Below are 19,960 nucleotides of genomic sequence, written 5' to 3'. Positions count from 1 at the left end.
GTGGGGTACGGGCCCCACGGCCGGGCCGGCCCGGTCAGGCCGGCCCGGTCGATGGCCGCCGGTCAGTGGCCGCTGACCACCGGCCGCCGTCCCGTGGCCGCTGACCACCGGCCGCCGTCCCGTGCCCGCCGGTCAGTGGAAGAAGTGGCGTGTCCCCGTGAAGTACATGGTCGCGCCCGCCTTCCGCGCCGCCTCGATCGTCTGCTCGTCGCGGACCGAGCCGCCCGGCTGCACCACGGCCCGGACACCGGCCTCCAGCAGGATCTCCAGACCGTCGGGGAACGGGAAGAACGCGTCGGACGCGGCGTACGCACCGCTCGCCCGCTCCTCCCCCGCCCGCTCCACCGCGAGCTTCGCGGAGTCGACCCGGTTGACCTGGCCCATGCCGACGCCCACCGAGGCGCCGCCCCTGGCGAGCAGGATCGCGTTGGACTTGACCGCGCGGCACGCCTTCCACGCGAAGGAGAGTTCGCGCAGCTCGGCCTCGGAGAGCGGCTCGCCCGTCGCGAGCGTCCAGTTCGCCGGGTCGTCGCCGTCCGCCTGGAGCCGGTCGGTGACCTGGAGCAGCGTGCCGCCGTCGATCGGCTTGGCCTCCACCGCGGCGGCCGGGGCCCCGGGACAGCGCAGCACACGGATGTTCTTCTTGCGGGCCAGCACCTCGACGGCGCCGTCCTCGTACCCCGGCGCGACGATGACCTCGGTGAAGATCTCCGCGACCTGCTCGGCCATCGCGACGGAGACCGGGCGGTTGACCGCGATCACGCCGCCGAACGCGGAGAGCGGGTCGCACGCGTGCGCCTTGCGGTGCGCCTCCGCGACATCGTCGCCGATGGCGATCCCGCACGGGTTGGCGTGCTTGATGATCGCGACACAGGGCTCGGCGTGGTCGTACGCGGCACGGCGCGCGGCGTCCGTGTCCGTGTAGTTGTTGTACGACATCTCCTTGCCGTGGAGCTGCTCCGCCTCCGCGAGCCCGCCCTCGCCCGTGGTGTAGAGCGCGGCCGGCTGGTGCGGGTTCTCGCCGTAGCGCAGCACGTTCGTCCGCGCGTACGTGGAGCCCAGGAAGTCCGGGAAGCCGGAGTCGTCGGCCGCGGCGTAGTCGTCCGCGAACCAGGAGGCCACGGCCACGTCGTACGCCGCCGTGTGCTGGAACGCCTCCGCCGCGAGCCGCTTGCGGGTCGTCAGGTCGAAGCCGCCGCCGCGTACGGCGCCGAGGACGTCCGCGTACCGCTCGGGGCTGGTGACGACCGCGACCGAGGGGTGGTTCTTGGCGGCGGCGCGGACCATCGAGGGGCCGCCGATGTCGATCTGCTCGACGCACTCGTCGGGGGTGGCGCCGGAGGCGACCGTCTCGCGGAACGGGTACAGGTTCACGACGACCAGGTCGAACGGCTCGACCCCCAGCTCGGCGAGCTGCTCGCGGTGGGAGTCGAGGCGCAGGTCGGCGAGGATCCCGGCGTGGACGCGCGGGTGCAGCGTCTTGACGCGGCCGTCCAGGCACTCGGGGAAGCCGGTCAGCTCCTCGACCTTGGTCACCGGCACACCGGCGGCGGCGATCTTCCCGGCGGTGGAGCCGGTCGAGACGAGGGTGACGCCCGCCTCGTGCAGACCGCGTGCCAGCTCCTCCAGGCCCGTCTTGTCGTAGACGCTGACCAGTGCGCGGCGGATGGGCCGCTTCGTGGCCTCGGCGGGCGTTGCCTCGGCGGCCGTACCTGCGGCGTTCGTCCCTGCGGCCGTCGCGGACCCCTGATTATTCACCGACGTATACCTTTCGTCCCTCGATGCGATAGCCGTGCCGGGCCAGTGTCCCCACGGCCTCGACGAGCAGGCGTCGCTCGACTTCCTTGATGCGCTCATGGAGAGCGTCTTCGTCGTCCTCGTCCCGGACCTCGACCACGCCCTGCGCGATGATCGGGCCGGTGTCGACACCGTCGTCGACGAAGTGGACCGTGCAGCCGGTGACCTTCACGCCGTGGGCGAGCGCGTCGCGTACGCCGTGGGCACCGGGAAAACTGGGGAGCAGCGCGGGATGCGTGTTGACGCACCGGCCGCCGAAGCGGGCCAGGAACTCCTTCCCCAGGATCTTCATGAAGCCCGCCGAGATCACGAGGTCCGGCTCGTACGCGGCGATCGCCTCGGTCAGCGCCGTGTCCCACGCCTCGCGTGACGCGTACTCCTTCACCCGGTGCACGAAGGTCGGCAGTCCCGCGCGCTCGGCACGCTCCAGACCTGCGATGGAGCCCCGGTCCGCACCGACCGCGACGATCCGGGCGCCGAAGCCCTCGGGGTCGTCGCCGATGGCGTCGAGCAGGGCCTGCAGATTCGTACCGGATCCGGAGACCAGGACCACGATCCGGGCCGGGGCGGCGGAGGGCCGGTGGGCGGAGGGCGGGGAGGCCACAGCGGGCGCCTTTCTCGGAGCGGGCACAGCCTCGCGGGGCGTGCGGCGTTGTATGGACGGCGACCTGGTGCGGTCGTACGGCTTTGTGGGGTCGTACGAACGAGTCACGTTCCCCGATACGGGGAACTCTACGAAGGAGCCGACCGTCAGCAACGATACCGGCACACCGAGCGGCCCCCACGGGACGGGGGCTCGGCCGGGAGGTAGCGTCTGGGGACAGGGTTCGTCTCCGGGACGGGCCCGTACAGGACAAGACCCCGGCGTGATGGGTCTGAGGGGAAGACGTTCACCACATGCAGGACCGACGCCGCCGCACGGCACTCCACCTCCCGCCGCCCTCTGGGCCGGTGCTGCTGCCGCGAGAACGCCAGTCCTCCTCCACCGGCCCTTCGTCGGGCTCCCAGGAGCCAGGACCCGACCGTTCCGGTTCCGGCGGTTCCGGGGCCGACGGCGCAGGGGTCGGCGGCTCCGGTTCCGGCGGTTCCTCCGACGACAATCCGTTCGCACCGCCGCCCGAGGGCAGGCCCGACCAGCCGTGGCAGCCCCGGCACCCCGAGAAGGACAGCAACCAGGACGGCCAGGACGGCGGCTCGGGCCGCGGTGGCTGGGGCAGCCAGTGGAGCAGCCGCCAGCCCGGCCGCTCCTCGGGCGGCTTCGGCAGCCGCTCCGGCGGTCAGGGCAACGGACCGTACGGGCAGAACGGGCCGTCCAACGGCCAGGACGGCCAGGAGACGGGCCGCGGCGGCGGGCCGCGCTGGGACCCGACGGACCCGGCCCAGCGCCGCGCCCGCTACGCCCTGCTCGGCGGGATGTGGGCCTTCTTCTTCGCGCTGTTCGACCTCCCCGACATCGCCCTCCTTCTCGGCGCGCTCGCGGTCTACTGGGGCGCCAGCTCGCTGCGGGCCAGGACCAGGAAGCCGTCCGACGGCACGGCCGCGCCCGGCGCCGGACAGCCGGTCCCGGCGAACCGGTCCGAGAAGCCGGGGCTGTCGGGACCGTCGGGTCAGATCGCGACCAGGTCCCTGACCACGGCCGCGGTGAGCGGTCTGGTCGCGGCCGGCCTCGCCCTGGCGATCGTGGCGACGACCTTCACCGTGCAGCTCGTCTACCGCGACTACTACACGTGCGTGAACGACGCGCTGACGAAGACGGGGCAGCTCTCCTGCAACGAGCTGCTGCCGCGCTCCCTGGAGCCCGTCTTCGGCGTCAAGGAGTAGCAGGCTCGGGAGCAGCGGGCTCGGGAGCAGCGGGCTCGGGAGCAGCGGGGCTCAGGGGGCGCCTCCCTCCTCCGTACGGCCGGTCCCGTGCTGATTCGCTCCGGACGGGCCGGGCCCGGCCGGGTCGGCCCGGACCGGATCGGCCCGGACCGGATCGGACAAGGCCGGGCCGGACGAGACCGCGCCGGTCGGGGCCGCGCCGGTCGGGGCCGCGCCGGTCGGGGCCGGGTGAGTCGAGGCCGGGTGAGTCGGGGCCGGGCTGGTCGGGGCCGGGGGCGCCGGCGGGTAGCCGGCCATCAGTCCGCCCGACGCCTCCTTGAACGCGGCCCACCGCGCCTCCCTCGCCCCGCGTTCGTGCCAGGCGTCGGCCGCCAGGAAGTCGTACGGCTCCTCGTCCAGGTCCGCGCCCTGCGGTACGGCCCCCGGCCAGGGCGCTCCCCCGGCGCCGTGCGGTCCGGCCTCCGGCGCCGCGGCGCCCGGACCGCCGGGCGGCGCGACCTCCCCCGTACCGCTGCGCAGCCCCAGCCACCACAGCGGCGCCCGCCACCACGGCGGAAGATCCGGTTCCACCAGCGCCGCCGCGGCCTTCCTCCCCGCCTTTCTCTCCTCCCTCTCCGCCTTCCGCACGGACCGCCGCTCCGCCCGGCTCATCCGGTCCGTCGTCGCCCATCGCTTCCGCAGCCGCCAGGTCCGGAGCAGCAGCGCCGTCGGTACGCCGAGCGCCACCGCCCACAACAGCGTGGCGGCGCCGGTCAGCCACCACACCGGGCCGAAGGCGGCCAGTCGCCCGTTGCCCAGCGGACCGCCCGCCATCGCCGCCAGGAACGCCGTCAGCACGGCACAGACCACGCCTCCGAGGGCCGTCCCGAACGCCGTGTCGCGCGCGCTCCACGCCTCCTCCCGTACGGAGAAGGGCGGCGCGGCCACCCGGAGCGTGAACCAGGCGATCGCCGGCCCCACGATCGCCGGCACCGCCACCACGGCCCAGTGCAGCGGCGTACCCGACCCCTCGGGCACCGCCGCGAGCAGCGGGAAGGACGGCAGCGCGGGGCTGCCCAGCACACCGAACGGGGTGATCGTCGCGCCCGTGCCGAGCACGAAGCCGGGGCCCAGTGCGTACGCCGCTCCCCAGATCGCGGCATTGGGGACCAGCGCCAGCCCCAGCAGCAGCACGGCGAACCGTCCGGACCAGTCCGCGGCGAGCTGTACGAAGGAGGCGTGCGCCGGAGCGCTGTGCCAGCCGAGCGAGACCCCGACGAGCAGCGCGCCGCCCCCGGTCAGCAGCAGGGCGCCCGCCGCGCCGGAGCGCAGGGCCGACCGCGTCCGGGTGCGCGCCAGCACCGTACGGACGCCACGGGGCAGCCACATCGGCACCGGTCCCTGTGGACGCCCGCTCGCCGTCCAGGCGCCCGCGGTCGCGGAGAGGACCGTCAGGAGGGGGAGGGTGAGCAGCGCGCGCAACGGGTGCGCGGTGAGCGGCCCGCCTCCCGCGTAGAGCGCGGCTGCCCCGCCGACGAGCAGATATCCGCAGCTCACCGTGGACACCGCCCCGAGCGCGGTGAGTTGCGGACGTCCCTCCTCCGGTTCGAGCGTGTCCCGTGCCGCGCGATGGACGAGCCACACCGGCAGCGCCGTGAGCAGCAGCGGCACGACACCGAGCGGTGCGGGGACGCCTGACAGTGTCTCGGGGCGCACCAGCTCGATGCCGTGGGCCAGCAGCCAGAGCCCTGCCGCCACATGGAGGGCAGCGCCGGCTCCGCCGTCCGGGTACGGCGAGGCGATCCACATCATCGTCAGGAGCACGGCGAGCGCGCCGAGTCCGAGGCCCGCGGCGATGGCGCCGCGGAGGAAAGAGGCGGTCAGCGCGGCGGCCCGGCCGCGGTCGACGGCCGAGGCCGAGGACAACGGTGTACCGCGATCGGTCAATTGGGTCACAGAGCCATGTTGCCCACGACACGCGCTTTATCTGCGTAACAGGCGAATACTCGCCATGTCGCCCAATATACGCTTATGTGCTTTTTCGCCCAGTACCGTGCTGCGGGGAGTCCCTCATGACCCAGAACACCACGCAGAGCATCCCGCAGTCCGCCGGTGACTCCCCGGTCCGCGACTCCGGTTCGACGCTCCCCGCCCCCAAGGAACGGCGCAGGCTGCGCGAGGCGAAGGCGATGACCGAGAAGCAGGCGGCCACCGCGGTGGGCGTCACCCGCACGACGATCCGGTCCTGGGAGACCGGCCGTACGACACCGCGCGGACGCAAGGGTGAGGTCTACGCGAAGCTGCTGGCGGGCATCGCGGCCGAACTGCGGCAGGCGGAGGAACGGGCGCGGCGCACCGAGAGAGCGGCGGTACGGGCGGCGCAGGAACGATCCGCCGCGCGCCACCTCCACAGTTCCACCGCGGCCGAACCCCAGGACCGTACAAGAGCCGCACCGGCACCCCCGACGGCGACCGCGACCACCGCGGCACCAGGTCCAGGTCCAGGTCCAGCTCACGCACCGGCCTCGGCACCGGCGCCCGGTCCCGCGCCGGGGTCCGGGTCCGTACCAAAGTCCGCGCCGGAGTCCGGGTCCGCGCCGGGGTCCGACAGCCCGCCCGTGGTGGAACCCGGCGTGATCCCGGTGGCGTTCAGCGGCGCGGCCGTCGCCTCGCTCACGCCCGACCAGGCGTTCGACGCGCTGTACGCGTGCACCGCGCCCGCCCTGGTGCGCCAGACGTATCTGCTCACCGGACGGCGCGCCCTCTCCCAGGAGTCCGTCGAGCGCGCCTTCCACTGCGCGTGGGAGAGCTGGCCCCGGGTCGCCGTCGACCGGGACCCGGTGGGCTGGGTGCGGGCCACCGCGCACGAGTACGCGATGTCGCCCTGGCACCGGCTGCGCCGCGCGCACCGCCGCCCCGACCCGGTCCACGGCGAGCAGGAGAACCCCGACGGCCGGGCGCTGCGCGAGGCGCTGCTCGCCCTCCCGCCGTCGTACCGCCGCACGCTGCTGCTCTACGACGGGCTCGGGCTCGACCTGCCGGAGACCGCCGCCGAGACGGAGGCGTCCACCCCGGCCACGGCGCACCGGCTGATGCGTGCCCGCAAGGCGGTCTCCGTACGCGTGCCGGAGCTGGCCGACACGGATCTGCTGCACGAGCGGCTGGCGGCGCTCGTGCGGGCGGTGAGCGTTCCGGAGATCGCCTCGGCCCGGACCGTACGGAACGGCAGTGAGCGGCGGGCCAAGGTCTGGACGCGGGCGGCGATCGCCTTCACGGTGCTGATCATCGGGGCCACGAGCTTCACGCTGGCCACCGCCCCGCGGCAGTACGACCCGCCCCAGTCACCGGGTGAACGGGTCGGCGGCGTGCCCGTGCCCAGCGGTCCCGAGCGGCTCAGCCCGCAGGACCTGCGGCTGCGCGACATGCTCCGTGCCGCGCCGATGAACGGACCGCACCGGCTCGTCCCCCTGGCGCGCTGAGCGCTCGGGCGGGAGGGAGGCGTCCCGCACACGCGCGTGGGCCCGCACCCGGACAGGGGTGCGGGCCCACGCGCGTGGTGGTCCGTACGGGGACGACGGATCAGCCGGCGAGGATGGCGCGGGCGAGCCCGGCCGTCTCGGTCGGCGTCTTGCCGACCTTCACACCGGCGGCCTCCAGGGCCTCCTTCTTCGCCTGGGCCGTGCCGGAGGAGCCGGAGACGATGGCGCCGGCGTGGCCCATGGTCTTGCCCTCGGGCGCGGTGAAGCCCGCGACGTAGCCGACGACCGGCTTGGTGACGTTCTTCGCGATGAAGTCGGCAGCGCGCTCCTCGGCGTCGCCGCCGATCTCGCCGATCATCACGATGAGGTCGGTCTCGGGGTCGGCCTCGAACGCGGCGAGCGCGTCGATGTGCGTCGTGCCGATGACCGGGTCGCCACCGATGCCGACGGCGGACGAGAAGCCGATGTCGCGCAGCTCGTACATCATCTGGTAGGTCAGCGTGCCGGACTTGGACACGAGGCCGATGCGGCCGGGCTTGGTGATGTCGCCCGGGATGATGCCGGCGTTGGACTGGCCGGGGGTGATCAGGCCGGGGCAGTTCGGGCCGATGATCCGGGTCTTGTTGCCCTTGCTGCCCGCGTACGCCCAGAAGGCGGCGGAGTCGTGGACCGCGATGCCCTCGGTGATCACGACGGCCAGGCCGATCCCGGCGTCGATCGCCTCGACGACGGCCGCCTTGGCGAAGGCCGGCGGCACGAAGACGACGGAGACGTCGGCGCCGGTCTTCTCCATGGCCTCGGCCACGGAACCGAAGACGGGCACGTCGGTGCCGTCGATGTCGACGGACGTACCGGCCTTGCGCGGGTTGACACCGCCGACGATGTTGGTGCCGTCGGCGAGCATGAGCTTGGTGTGCTTCATGCCGGTGGCGCCGGTCATGCCTTGGACGATGACCTTGCTTTCCTTGGTCAGGAAAATAGCCATGGTGTGGTTTCCCTCGTCCCTTACTTGGCCGCGGCCAGCTCGGCGGCCTTGTCGGCCGCGCCGTCCATGGTGTCCACGCGCTGCACGAGCGGGTGGTTCGCGTCCGACAGGATCTTGCGACCCAGCTCCGCGTTGTTGCCGTCGAGCCGCACGACCAGCGGCTTCGTGACGTCCTCGCCCTTGGTCCTGAGCAGTTCGAGGGCCTGGACGATGCCGTTGGCGACCTCGTCGCACGCGGTGATGCCACCGAAGACGTTGACGAACACGGACTTCACGTCCGGGTCGCCGAGGATGATCTCCAGGCCGTTCGCCATGACCTCGGCGGACGCGCCGCCGCCGATGTCGAGGAAGTTGGCGGGCTTGACGCCGCCGTGGTTCTCACCGGCGTACGCGACGACGTCGAGGGTCGACATGACCAGACCCGCGCCGTTGCCGATGATGCCGACCTCGCCGTCGAGCTTGACGTAGTTGAGGTTCTTGGCCTTGGCGGCGGCTTCGAGGGGGTTGGCCGCGGCCTTGTCCTCCAGCGCGTCGTGCTCCGGCTGGCGGAAGTCCGCGTTCTCGTCGAGCGAGACCTTGCCGTCGAGCGCGATGATCTTGCCGTCACCGGACTTGATCAGCGGGTTGACCTCGACAAGGAGGGCGTCCTCCTTGATGAAGACGGTCCACAGCTTCTGCAGAACGTCGGCGACCTGGTCCGCGATCTCGGCCGGGAACTTGGCGGCGGCGACGATCTCGGCGGCCTTCTCGGGCGTGCAGCCCTCGTTGGCGTCGACCGGGATCTTGGCGAGCGCGTCGGGGTTCTCCTCGGCGACGACCTCGATCTCCACGCCGCCCTCGACGGAGGCCATCGCGAGGAAGGTGCGGTTGGTGCGGTCCAGCAGGAAGGAGACGTAGTACTCCTCCGCGATGTCCGCGGTCTGGGCCAGCATCACCTTGTGGACCGTGTGGCCCTTGATGTCCATGCCCAGAATCTGACCGGCCTTCTCGACGGCGTCGGCCGCGTCGGAGGCCAGCTTCACGCCGCCCGCCTTGCCACGTCCGCCGACCTTGACCTGCGCCTTGACGACGGCCTTGCCGCCGAGACGCTCGGTCACCTCGCGGGCGTCCTCGGGCGTTTCGATGACTTCACCGGCCAGCACCGGTACGCCGTGCTTGGCGAAGAGGTCCCTCGCCTGGTACTCGAACAGGTCCACGCGTGTCCGTCCCTTTGTCTTTTAACCGCAGCCTGGTGATCGCGGGTTCGTTGTCTGCGTGGGCGTGCCGCGAAGGGCAACGTGACTGCGCTGTCACTGAGGAAGGCGTACGCGGTGTCCGGTACGCGGCATGTCCGTCTCGCAGGTTATCCCCGTGGGAGCTGGGTCCCTAAATCACAGATCACAGATGAGCGGTGATACCTGTCACAGAGCGGTGATACCCGTCACAGCCTGCCCGGCTGCCCGCATACCCGGACCGATGGTCCGTACACATTTCCTTCGCCCGACCTCCCTCTCGACCGTCCGGCCGGCCTCCGCTCCAGCCTCCCCCGGCCCCCTCCGGCTCCCCTCCGGCCTCCCTGTCAGGGGTGCGGCAGCTCGGGGTCCGGCACCGGCAGGGGGCGCTTCTCCAGCGCCGCGGCCATCACGTCGGGGAAGAGGTCGGGCGTACAGGCGAAGGCGGGGGCGCCCAGCTCGGCGAGGGCCGCCGCGTGCTCCCGGTCGTACGCGGGAGCCCCCTCGTCCGAGAGCGCGAGGAGCGTGACGAACTGCACGCCGGACGCCTTCATCGCGGCGACCCGCTTCAGCATCTCGTCCCGTATCCCGCCCTCGTAGAGGTCGCTGATCAGGACGACCACGGTCTCGGCGGGGCGGGTGATCCGCGACTGGCAGTAGGCGAGCGCGCGGTTGATGTCGGTGCCCCCGCCGAGCTGGGTGCCGAACAGGACGTCCACGGGGTCGTCGAGCTGGTCGGTGAGGTCGACGACCGCCGTGTCGAAGACGACGAGCCGGGTGTCGAGGGAGCGCATCGAGGCCAGCACCGCGCCGAAGACGGAGGCGTAGACGACGGACGCGGCCATCGACCCGGACTGGTCGATGCAGAGGACGACCTCCTTCTTCACCGAGCGGGCGGCCCTGCCGTACCCGATCAGCCGCTCGGGCACGACCGTGCCCTGCTCCGGGAGGTAGTTCTTCAGGTTCGCCCGGATCGTACGGTCCCAGTCGATGTCCCGGTGGCGCGGCCGGCTGATCCGCGCGGAGCGGTCGAGCGCCCCGGTCAGGGTGGCCCTGGTGCGGGTGGCGAGCCGCTTCTCGATGTCCTTCACCACTGTGCGGACCACGGCGCGCGCGGTCTCCTTGGTCGTCTCCGGCATCGCCTTGTTCAGCGAGAGCAGGGTGCCGACGAGATGGACGTCCGCCTCGACGGCCTCCAGCATCTCCGGTTCGAGCAGCAGCGCGGCGAGCCCGAGCCGGTCGATGGCGTCCCGCTGCATGATCTGGACGACGGAGGTGGGGAAGTACGTACGGATGTCGCCGAGCCAGCGGGCGACGGACGGCGCCGAGCCGCCCAGCCCCGCGGACCGTCCGCCGCTCCCGCCGCCCCGGTTTCCGCCGCTGTCCCGGCCGCCGTAGAGCGCGGTCAGAGCGCCGTCCATCGCCGCGTCCCGGCCGGCCAGCGCGCGCCCCGTGCCGTCGGCGCCCTCCCCGCCGAGCACCAGCCGCCAGCGCCGCAGCCGCTCCTCGGCGGCCGGGCCGCCGGCCGCCGCTTCCGTCGTCCTGCCGGTCGTCGTGCCTGTGGTCATGCCTGTGGTCATGTGTCCGCTCCCACCAGGTCGTTCTCGTCGCGGTCGGCGCCCAGCAGCAGCCGGAGCACCGGGAGTACGGCGTCGGCGCGCGCCGGGTCGAGCCCGGGGCCGAAGCCCGGCGCGGCGGCCTCGGCCGTCGTCGGCCCCGGGGCGGCCGGTCCGCGCCGGACCATTTCGCCCAGGGTCCGGCGGACACCCGGTTCGTACGCCGAGAAGGTGCGGCGCAGCAACGGCAGCACATCGGTGAACGCCTCGGGCGCCACGCCGGTCAGCCAGGCGTCGACCAGGCCGAGGAGGCGTTGGTCGTGGATCAGCAGCATTCCCCCGCCGGATCCGGCTCCCGGCGCTCTGCCGGGCGCGCCGCCGACGAAACCCTCGATCCAGGCGGCGGCGTCGGCGGGCGGGGTGCCCGGTGACAGGGCGAGCCCCATCAGCCGGGCGGCCTCGTCCTCCGGGAGCCGTCCGTCGTCCAGCAGCAGCCGGGCGGCCCGGCCCCGGATCCCGCCGGGCACGCCGTCCCGCCCGGCGAGCCTGACCAGCACGGCCTCCCACCGCCCGGCGAGATCCCGCCCTCCGGCGTGGTCGTCAGGGCCGGAGGGCTCCGCACGGCCGGGGGGCTCCGCGCCGGGACGCCCGGTGCCGGCCGTGAGGAGCCCGATCGCCGTATGGACGCTGTCGAGATGGCCGCGCATCTCGGTGGCGCCGTCCGCGTCGAGCCCGGCGCACGCGGGCGGCAGGCCGACGCAGATCCGCTCCGCGAGGCCGGCCGCGACCTCACCGAGCGCGCGGGTGTCGGTGGACCGTACGTCGCCGTACCGCAGCGAGCGGGCGAGCGCGGGCAGGGCCTCGGCGAGCCGGCCGATGTCGGCGTCGAGCGCGGCGCGGTCGGCGAGGGCGCGCATCACCACGGGCAGGGCGTCGGGCAGCGCGGCCCGCAGACAGCGCTCGGCGAGGGCCGTGATGTCGCTGAGCGCGGTCGCCGCCAGGGCGCGCGACTCGGCTCTGGCGGTGGCGGCGGCGAGCACCGTCGTGCCCCAGACGCCGGCCTCCGCGACCCGTACGTACAGCTCGGGCTCCCAGGTCAGCCGCCAGCTCTCGCGGAACGTCCCCGTGCTCCCCCGTCCGGCGACCGCCCTGCCCCAGCCGATGTCCAGCAGCAGCAGCCGGTGCAGCAGGGTGCTCTTCGCCGTGTCGGTCTCCTTGCGGAGGTCGAGGTCCAGCTCGCGTTCGGACGCCTCCGGTCGGAGCCTCAGGGAGCGCTGGAGCCGGGTCAGGTCGCGCTGGAGCGGCACGGCGGGCGCCGTGTCGGGGACCTCGCCCAGTACGTCGCCGACGATCAGCCGGTCCTGGATGAGACCGAGCGGCACCTCGGACCCCTCGCACATCACGGCCTGCACGGCGTCGACGGTCTCGGTCAGTCCGGCCAGTGGCCGGCCGCGCATCACGGCGAGGGTCTGCGCCAGCCGTACCGCCTCGATGACATGGGCGGAGGAGACGACACGGTCCTCCTCCCGCAGCAGCCCGGCGACCTTGGTGAGCCAGCGTTCGACGGGCCGGTCGGGCGCGCTGAAGAGATGTCCGTACCAGCCGGGCGAGTCGATGCCCGCTCCGTAACCGCTGTGCCGGGCGAGCCTGCGGTGGGTCCAGGGCACCCAGGTGAGGTCGGCCTTGACCTTGGGCAGGCCCTTGAGCAGGGCGCGGTCGGCGGCGAGCGTGGTCTTCGCGCGCAGCGCCGGCACGTGCCAGGCTCCGCAGACGACGGCGACCGCCGCGTCCCCGAACTCCTTGCGGGCGGCTCTGAGCTGGACCCGCATATGGGCCTCGCGGACGAGGTCCCGGCGGTGGCCGCCGGGACCGTACTCCTCGCGCAGCTCGCCCATGGCGTCGGCGAGCGCCTCGAACGGCGCGAAGGGGTCGTCCGCCTCCCCGGGGGAGCGGTGCTCGACGACGTCCTCCCACCAGCGCTCGGGGTCGTCGTACCCGGCGGTCCTGGCGAGCACGGCGAGCGGGTCGATCCGCACGCCCTCGGAGTCACCTCGGTCGGGGTCGTCTCCGTCGGAGTCGTCTCCTTCGGAAGCGCCGCCCTCGCTCCGCGCCGGCGCGGCTTCCGGCTCTCTGTCCGGCTCCACGTCGAGCGCCAGCGAGTGGGCCGCCGGGAGGTCGATGAACCGCACCGGCACGCCGCGCGCGAGCGCCCAGCGGATCGCCACCCACTCGGGGGAGAACTCCGCCAGCGGCCAGAACGCGGCGCGCCCCGGGTCGTCCACGGCGTGTGCGAGGAGCGCCACGGGCGGCCGCATCGCCTCGTCGGCGGCGAGCGGCAGCAACGCGTCGCCCTCGGGCGGGCCTTCGATCAGTACGGCGCCGGGCGCCGCAGCGTCGAGCGCGCTCCGTACCGCCCGCGCGGATCCGGGGCCGTGGTGCCGGACCCCGAGCAGCAGCGGCCCCGCCGCGCGCGGCGTGGTCGTGGTGGTCACGCGCTCACCTCGCGGCAGGCGCGGTAGAAGTCCTTCCAGCCGTCGCGCTCGCGGACGACCGTCTCCACGTACTCCTGCCAGATCACCCGGTCCGCCGCGGGATCGCGGACGACCGCGCCGAGGATCCCGGCCGCCACGTCGCCCGGCCGCAGTATCCCGTCACCGAAGTGCGCGGCGAGCGCCAGTCCGTTGGTGACGACGGAGATCGCCTCGGCCGTGGAGACCGTCCCGGAGGGGGACTTGAGCTTCGTACGGCCGTCTGCCGTGACGCCGTCGCGCAGTTCCCGGAAGACGGTGACGACCCGGCGGATCTCGTGGAGTCCCTCGGGGCCGTCCGGCAGATCGAGCGAGCGGCCCATCTCCCCGACGCGCCGGGAGACGATGTCGACCTCGGCCTCCGGGGTGGCGGGCAGCGGCAGGACGACCGTGTTGAAGCGGCGGCGCAGGGCGCTGGAGAGGTCGTTGACCCCCCGGTCGCGGTCGTTGGCCGTGGCGATCAGGTTGAAACCGCGGACCGCCTGGACCTCCTCGCCCAGCTCGGGGATCGGGAGCGTCTTCTCGGACAGGATCGTGATGAGCGAGTCCTGTACGTCCGCGGGGATACGGGTCAGCTCCTCGACCCGCGCGGTCATGCCCTCGGACATGGCCCGCATCACGGGGCTGGGCACCAGGGCGTCGCGGCTGGGGCCGTGGGCGAGGAGCTGGGCGTAGTTCCAGCCGTAGCGGATCGCCTCTTCGGGGGTGCCGGCCGTGCCCTGCACCAGCAGCGTCGAGTCGCCGCTGACGGCCGCGGCGAGGTGTTCGGAGACCCAGGTCTTGGCGGTTCCGGGCACGCCGAGGAGGAGCAGGGCCCGGTCGGTGGCGAGCGTGGTGACCGCGATCTCGACGATCCGGCGCGGCCCCACGTACTTCGGCGTGATCACCGTCCCGTCGGGGAGCGTGCCGCCGAGGAGATAGGTGGCCACGGCCCAGGGCGAGAGCCGCCAGCGGGCGGGGCGCTGCCGGTCGTCGGCCGCTGCCAGCGCCGCCAGCTCACGGGCGAACGCGTCTTCCGCGTGCGGGCGCAGGGCCTGGTCACCGGCGGCCGCGGGCGTGGTCGCGGTGGTTTCGGGCATGGTCATGGATCCCCCTCCAGATCGGTCGACCTGTTGTGGATCCCACGGTGCACCACGCCACTGACAATCGACCGTCTGCGCAGGTCGGAGCCGGTACGGCGGGCCGCCGCGGCCGGAGTCGGCCGACGGCTCCGGGCGTCGCCCGCCGCCCGGAGCCCGACGCCCGCAGCCCGGTGCCGGGCACCAGGCGAGCGGCCGGCGGTCGGCGGTCGGCGGTCGGCGGTCGGCGGTCGGCGGTCGGCGGCTGAACGGCCCGGCCGCGGGCGGGGGTTACCCGGCGATCGGGGAGACCGCGACGCAGCCGCCGGCCGCGGCCCTGCCCGCGTCCGTCTCCTCCTTGATGACCTCGCCCTTGTAAATGATCTTGCAAGTGACCTCGGCCTCGGCGCCCAGCGCGACCGGCATGACGGCGGGCGGCATGATGCCGCGGAGCGTCACCGTCTTCTTCCAGGGCAGCGTGGGCTTCTCGACCGTCTCGATCTTCGGCTCCATGGCCTCGCCCCCGCCGCCGTGGAAGTCGATCGTGTCGATGTTCTTGCCCGTGACCTCGTAGGTGACCTCGTAGTTCTCGTTGACGGCCTTGTCGACCTCGTCGGTCACGGCCTTGTCGACCCGCTCGGCGGCCTCGGAACAGGCGCCGAGACCCAGCGCGAGACCGGTCACGGCAAGGGTCGTGACGGCGGCACGGACGGTGCGGCCGGTACGCGTGGTACGAGCGATGCGATTCATCGGAGATCCCCCGGGATATGGCGTGGAAATCGCACGAGCATAGCGTGCACAACGCGGCGCGGCGCACGGCAAGAACCATCGAATCCGCAGGTCGGAGCGATTGTCAGTGGGTGCGCCTAACGTCGTGGACATGAATCAGACGGGGGTGCGCTGGACGTCGGAACAGGTGCTTGCTCTGGCTCCTGACGACGCGTCACGCAGAGCGGGCAACAAGCTCGGCACGGCCGGGCCGTGGTCGGACACGGGCTGCGACGCCTCGGGCGCCGTGTGGGGGCTGTGCAAGGGCAGCGGCAGCAGGCCGTACCGGACGGTGGTGGACACCACAGGCCCGGCCTGCAACTGCTCGTGCCCGAGCCGGAAGTTCCCGTGCAAGCACGCACTGGGCCTGCTGCTGCTCTGGTCGACGGACGGAGCGACCGTTGCGGAGCGCGCCGAGGGCGCCGAGCCGCCCGAGTGGGCCGGGGAATGGATCGGCACGCGCAGAAAGCGGCAGACGGACCGCGCGGAGAGCGCGGAGAGCGCGGCGGCGAAGACCGCCGACCCGGAGGCCGCCCGGCGCAGAGCGGAGCGGCGGGCCGCGCGGATCACCTCGGGCGCAGCGGAGTTGGAGCAGCGGCTGACGGACCTGCTGCGCGGCGGTCTCGCCTCCGCCGAGCAGTCGGGTTACGGACTGTGGGAGGAGACGGCGGCGCGGATGGTCGACGCGCAGGCACCGGGGCTCGCGGGCCGGGTGCGGGAGTTGGGGGCGATACCGGGCTCGGGCCCCGGCTGGCCGGTGCGGCTGCTGGAGGAGTCGGCGCTGCTGCATCTGCTGAACACGGCGTGGCTCGGGCGAGACCGGCTGCCGGAACCGCTGGCGACGACGGTCCGTACCCGCGTCGGCCTGCCCGCCCCCGCCGGGGGCCCGCCCGTCCGGGACCACTGGCTGGTCCTCGCGCAGTACGACACCTCCGACGGCAAACTCGTCACCCGCCGGATCAGGTTGCACGGCCGGGACTCGGGGCGCCCGGCGCTGCTGCTCTCCTTCGGAGCGGCCGGCCGCGCTCCGGAGCTGGCGCTGCCGGTGGGCGTGGCGATCGACGCCGAGATCGTTCCGCACCCCGGCGCCGGACAGCTACGGGCGGACTGGGGCGAGCGGTTCGGCGACCCGGTGGCGATGGAGGAACCGCCCCCCGGCGGCTCCGTGGCGGCGGCGATCGACGCGTACGGCGCGGCGCTGAGCGCCGATCCCTGGCTGGACGCCTGCCCCGTGACGCTGCGCGATGTCATCCCGGTCCCCGGGGTGGGCGGCGGATGGCAACTGGCCGACGCCGACGGAGGGTCCGCGCTGCCGGTCGCGCCCGTCGCCCTGGGGCACCCGGGGCTGTGGAAGCTGGCCGCGCTCTCCGGCGGCGGCCCGGTCACGGTCTTCGGTGAGTGCGGCCACCGCGGCTTCCGGCCGCTCACGGCCTGGTCGGCGGAGATACCGGGGACGGTTCCGCTCACCTGAACCCGCCCACGCCCGGAGCCCGATGCGACGTACGGACGGAGTATCCCGATGACACGCACGCCCAGCACACCGCCCACGCCCCGCACCCCGACGACCACACCCACCGCGCCCTGGGAGTCCTCCTGGGAAGGGCTCGTCACCTCGGCGCTGCTCGGCACCGACCGCCGTACCCCGCCCCCGGAGGTCCTGACCCCCGGCAAGGACGCCCCGGTCGCCCTGCTGGACGCCGCCGTGCTGCACACCGTACGGCGCAGGGCGGGGCTGCTGCCCGCGCCCGCCGCCGCGCCTCCGGCCGCCGCGCCCCGGGACGGCCGCGCGCCGCTCCCCGGGGCGGCGCGACGGCGGCTCGGGCAGCTACTGGCCGACCGGGCGGCGCCGACGAGCGGCGGGGGGCGGCGCGGGGCGGCGCCCGATCTCACCGAACTGCTGCCGCAGTGGCTCGCCGCGGCCAACGCGCACGGCTACGCCGCACCGGCGCCGCTGCTGCCCGCACTGCTGGACGCGGCCCGCGCGCGGACCGATCTGCGCCCGCCGGCCCTGGCATTCGCCGGGCCGCGCGGGCTCTGGCTCGCCCGGCTCAATCCGGAGTGGAAGTTCGCGCTGCGCGGCGGGTCCGGCGGCGCCGTGCTGCCCGCCGCCGAGGACGCGGAGGCGAGGCGCCGGCTCTGGGAGGAGGGTCTGTTCGCCGAGCGGATCGCGCTGCTCACCGCCGTACGGGCCAGGGACGCGGAGGCGGCGCGCGCGCTGCTCGCCTCGACCTGGCCGACCGAGCGCGCCGAGGACCGGCTGATGTTCCTCGACTCGCTGCGCGACGGGCTGTCGGCGGCGGACGAGCCCTTCCTGGAACAGGCGTTGTCGGACCGCAGCCGCAATGTGCGCTCCACCGCGGCCGAACTGCTCTCGGCGCTGCCCGGTTCCGCGCTCGCGGGCCGGATGGCGGCCCGCGCGGCCACCTGCGTCAGCATGGACCGTACGGGCGGCGGACAGGTCATCTCGGTCGAGGCGCCCCACGAGTGCGACGCGGACATGCAGCACGACGGAGTGATCCCCGCGCCGCCCGGCGGCCGGGGCGAACGGTCCTGGTGGCTGGGTCAGTTGGTGGAGGCGGCCCCGATGTCGGGATGGCCGGCCAGGCTCGGCGGCCGGACCCCCGAGGAGATCGTCGCCCTGCCCGTCCTGGACGGCTGGGCGGACGAACTGCACGCGGCGTGGTGCCGGGCGGCCGTACGGCAGCGGGACGCGCGCTGGTCGGCCGCACTGCTGGGGTCGCCGACCGCGCCGCCCGACGCGGGCCCCGGTACGACATCGCTCGCCGAGCGCGCGAAGCTGCTCGCCACCCTGCCCGAGGGGGAACGGTCCGACTGGGTGGCCGCGTTCATCGCCGCGCACGGCCTGCCGGAGGCGTTCCAGTTGCTCGGCGGGTGCGCGGTGCCCTGGTCGGGGCCGCTCGGCCGGGCGGTGGTGGACGCGCTGGACATCGCCAGGGACGCGGGCAGCTACCCCTGGAGCTTCAGCGGCGTCATGGGTCTCGCGGAACGCTGTCTGGACCCGGCGGAGGTGAGCAGGCTGGAGCTGCTCACGGCCACCCCCGACGAACCGGAGGACGGGTCACCCGGCGCGGGCGGCTACTGGTCGGAGGCGTTCCAGCGCCTGGTGTCCACCCTGCGTCTGCGCGCCCTGATGCACGCAGAACTGGCGCCGGCCCCCGGGCAGCCCCCGGGACCGGCGGCGGAGGCACCGCGGGAGCCGGTACGGGAGCCGGTACGGGAGCCGGTACGGGAGCCGGTACGGGAGCCGGTACGGGAGCCGATACCCGGCGGCCGGGAAGCCTAGGACCGTCCGTCAGGCGCCCGCGGGCTGGCGGACGTTGGCCTTGACCCAGGTGACGATCGACGTCGTCGTCGCCCCCGGGGTGAAGATCTCCGCGACACCCTTCTCCTTCAGCGGGGCGATGTCCGCGTCCGGGATGATGCCGCCGCCGAAGACCTTGATGTCCGCCGCGTCGCGCTCCTCCAGCAGTTCGATCACCTTCGCGAAGAGCGTGTTGTGGGCGCCGGAGAGGATGGACAGGCCGATCGCGTCGGCGTCCTCCTGGATCGCGGTGTCCACGATCTGCTCCGGCGTCTGGTGGAGCCCCGTGTAGATGACCTCCATCCCCGCGTCGCGCAGGGCGCGGGCGATCACCTTGGCCCCCCGGTCATGCCCGTCGAGCCCCGGCTTGGCGACCACCACACGGATCGGACCTGTCACACCCATCACTGCCTCCACATACCGACTGCGCCGTCATTGGCACGGGTCCCCGCGCCCGCCAAGGCTCGGAGTAGTGAACGAACGTTATCCACAGCATCCCGCAACCAGCCGTTTCGCGGAGGCCGCAGAGGGGGAAATCACACATGGGACATGTTCGCTTTGCGCCGTTCCGTCACCACCCGGCCCACCGTCCGGGCGGAACGGGCGCACGGGGAGCCGCGGACGGAGCCGTCACGACCCGACGGCTCCCGGCATGTCGCCGTGGCGCCCCATGAGGGCATACGGGGGACAGAGCCGCCTCCCGTATGCCGTTCGGAGGTCGGCCCATGAAGGTCACGCCGTTCGCGCCGCTCTCATCCCTGCTGACGCCCTTTCTGCGCCAACTGGACCGCGTACGCCCGGCGGGGGCGACCGCCGCTTCCCTGGGCCTCACCGCGCCACTGCGGGCGGGCGCGCTCGATCTGGCGATCTTCACCGGCCATCTCTTCCTCTACCCGGCCGGAATCGTCCAGGAGCGCCGGGCCGCACCCCTGCCGCCCGAGGCGTCCCCGCTGCCCACCGAGGGCCGCGCGCACCCGCCGGTCGTCCTGCTGCACGGCTTCGTGGACAACCGCTCCGTCTTCGTGCTGCTGCGCCGCTCCCTCGCCCGGCACGGCTGGCGACATCTGGTCTCGCTCAACTACTCGCCGCTGACCTGCGACATCCGTACGGCCGCCGAGTTGCTGGGCCACCACATCGAGGAGATCTGCGCGCGCACCGGCCACCGCCGGGTGGATGTCGTCGGTCACAGTCTGGGCGGCCTGATCGCACGGTATTACGTACAGCGCATGGGCGGTGACGCACGGGTGCGTACGCTGGTCACGCTGGGTACACCGCATGAGGGCACGACGGCCGTGCCGCTGGCCGACGCACACCCGGTCGTACGGCAGATGCGTCCCGGATCGCCGGTCATCGAGGAGTTGGGGGGGGGGGGGGCCCCCGGCGGGGCCCCCGGGGGGGGTGGGTGGGGGGGGCGGCCACCCCCCACGGGGGCGGGGGCCCACCCCCCGGGGGGAGA

Annotated in this window: 15 protein-coding genes; 5 read left to right on the top strand and 10 right to left on the bottom strand. The window is 73.8% G+C overall.

Annotated features, from left to right (window positions below; all coding sequences use genetic code 11):
* Positions 1 to 132: 132 nt before the first annotated feature.
* Together purH and purN are read right to left on the bottom strand one after the other, a co-directional pair.
* Positions 133 to 1,668 carry a bifunctional phosphoribosylaminoimidazolecarboxamide formyltransferase/IMP cyclohydrolase gene (gene purH / locus ACFXPK_RS14805; RefSeq protein WP_385006606.1) on the bottom strand — a complete coding sequence of 512 codons (1,536 nt, stop codon included), beginning with the start codon at positions 1,666 to 1,668 and terminating at the stop codon, positions 133 to 135.
* An 82-nt stretch (positions 1,669 to 1,750) separates the two neighbouring features.
* Complete coding sequence (gene purN, locus ACFXPK_RS14800) at positions 1,751 to 2,401, bottom strand: phosphoribosylglycinamide formyltransferase (protein WP_385006598.1); 651 nt, start codon at positions 2,399 to 2,401, stop codon at positions 1,751 to 1,753.
* A 293-nt stretch (positions 2,402 to 2,694) separates the two neighbouring features.
* Here purN and ACFXPK_RS14795 point away from each other — a divergent pair, with 293 nt between their 5' ends.
* Positions 2,695 to 3,618: a hypothetical protein gene (locus ACFXPK_RS14795; RefSeq protein ID WP_385075278.1), complete on the top strand. Its 924-nt coding sequence runs from the start codon at positions 2,695 to 2,697 to the stop codon at positions 3,616 to 3,618.
* A gap of 51 nt (positions 3,619 to 3,669) precedes the next feature.
* Here ACFXPK_RS14795 and ACFXPK_RS14790 read toward each other — a convergent pair whose 3' ends face one another.
* Positions 3,670 to 5,553: a DUF6350 family protein gene (locus tag ACFXPK_RS14790; RefSeq protein ID WP_385075275.1), complete on the bottom strand. Its 1,884-nt coding sequence runs from the start codon at positions 5,551 to 5,553 to the stop codon at positions 3,670 to 3,672.
* A 116-nt stretch (positions 5,554 to 5,669) separates the two neighbouring features.
* Between ACFXPK_RS14790 and ACFXPK_RS14785 the strand changes: the two genes are divergently transcribed.
* Positions 5,670 to 7,076, top strand: coding sequence for a sigma factor-like helix-turn-helix DNA-binding protein (locus tag ACFXPK_RS14785; RefSeq protein ID WP_385075273.1), 1,407 nt, complete (start codon positions 5,670 to 5,672; stop codon positions 7,074 to 7,076).
* Positions 7,077 to 7,176: 100 nt separating this feature from the next.
* On the opposite strand, the gene sucD is transcribed toward ACFXPK_RS14785, so the two are convergent.
* From sucD to ACFXPK_RS14755, 6 genes are all read right to left on the bottom strand, one after another.
* Positions 7,177 to 8,061 (bottom strand): succinate--CoA ligase subunit alpha, encoded by an 885-nt coding sequence (gene sucD, locus ACFXPK_RS14780; protein ID WP_385006346.1) that lies wholly within the window; start codon positions 8,059 to 8,061, stop codon positions 7,177 to 7,179.
* Positions 8,062 to 8,081: 20 nt separating this feature from the next.
* Positions 8,082 to 9,257, bottom strand: a complete 1,176-nt coding sequence (gene sucC / locus ACFXPK_RS14775; protein ID WP_385006348.1) for an ADP-forming succinate--CoA ligase subunit beta — start codon at positions 9,255 to 9,257, stop codon at positions 8,082 to 8,084.
* Between the two features lie 362 nt (positions 9,258 to 9,619).
* Entirely contained in the window at positions 9,620 to 10,840 is a 1,221-nt protein-coding gene (locus ACFXPK_RS14770) for a vWA domain-containing protein (RefSeq protein WP_385075284.1), read from the bottom strand.
* An 8-nt stretch (positions 10,841 to 10,848) separates the two neighbouring features.
* Entirely contained in the window at positions 10,849 to 13,320 is a 2,472-nt protein-coding gene (locus tag ACFXPK_RS14765; protein ID WP_385075270.1) for a DUF5682 family protein, read from the bottom strand.
* Positions 13,317 to 14,441: an AAA family ATPase gene (locus ACFXPK_RS14760; RefSeq protein WP_385075267.1), complete on the bottom strand. Its 1,125-nt coding sequence runs from the start codon at positions 14,439 to 14,441 to the stop codon at positions 13,317 to 13,319. The genes ACFXPK_RS14765 and ACFXPK_RS14760 overlap by 4 nt, the downstream gene beginning before the upstream one ends.
* 264 nt (positions 14,442 to 14,705) lie before the next feature.
* Positions 14,706 to 15,164: an MmpS family transport accessory protein gene (locus tag ACFXPK_RS14755; protein ID WP_385075264.1), complete on the bottom strand. Its 459-nt coding sequence runs from the start codon at positions 15,162 to 15,164 to the stop codon at positions 14,706 to 14,708.
* Positions 15,165 to 15,294: 130 nt separating this feature from the next.
* On the opposite strand from ACFXPK_RS14755, the gene ACFXPK_RS14750 reads away from it, so the two are divergent.
* Together ACFXPK_RS14750 and ACFXPK_RS14745 are read left to right on the top strand one after the other, a co-directional pair.
* A complete protein-coding gene (locus ACFXPK_RS14750) occupies positions 15,295 to 16,653 on the top strand; it encodes an SWIM zinc finger family protein (protein WP_385007971.1) in 1,359 nt (452 codons plus the stop codon).
* 48 nt (positions 16,654 to 16,701) lie between these two features.
* On the top strand, positions 16,702 to 18,486 hold the full coding sequence (locus tag ACFXPK_RS14745; RefSeq protein WP_385075261.1) for a DUF5691 domain-containing protein: 1,785 nt from the start codon (positions 16,702 to 16,704) through the stop codon (positions 18,484 to 18,486).
* A 9-nt stretch (positions 18,487 to 18,495) separates the two neighbouring features.
* Here ACFXPK_RS14745 and ACFXPK_RS14740 read toward each other — a convergent pair whose 3' ends face one another.
* A complete protein-coding gene (locus tag ACFXPK_RS14740) occupies positions 18,496 to 18,909 on the bottom strand; it encodes a cobalamin B12-binding domain-containing protein (protein WP_384998417.1) in 414 nt (137 codons plus the stop codon).
* A 320-nt stretch (positions 18,910 to 19,229) separates the two neighbouring features.
* On the opposite strand from ACFXPK_RS14740, the gene ACFXPK_RS14735 reads away from it, so the two are divergent.
* Positions 19,230 to 19,960: esterase/lipase family protein (locus ACFXPK_RS14735; protein WP_385075258.1), on the top strand; the 731-nt coding region annotated here is incomplete at its 3' end.

Source organism: Streptomyces sp. NPDC059142 (assembly GCF_042755665.1).
Lineage (GTDB): Bacteria > Actinomycetota > Actinomycetes > Streptomycetales > Streptomycetaceae > Streptomyces.
This window is presented reverse-complemented; position numbering and strand designations above follow the sequence as displayed.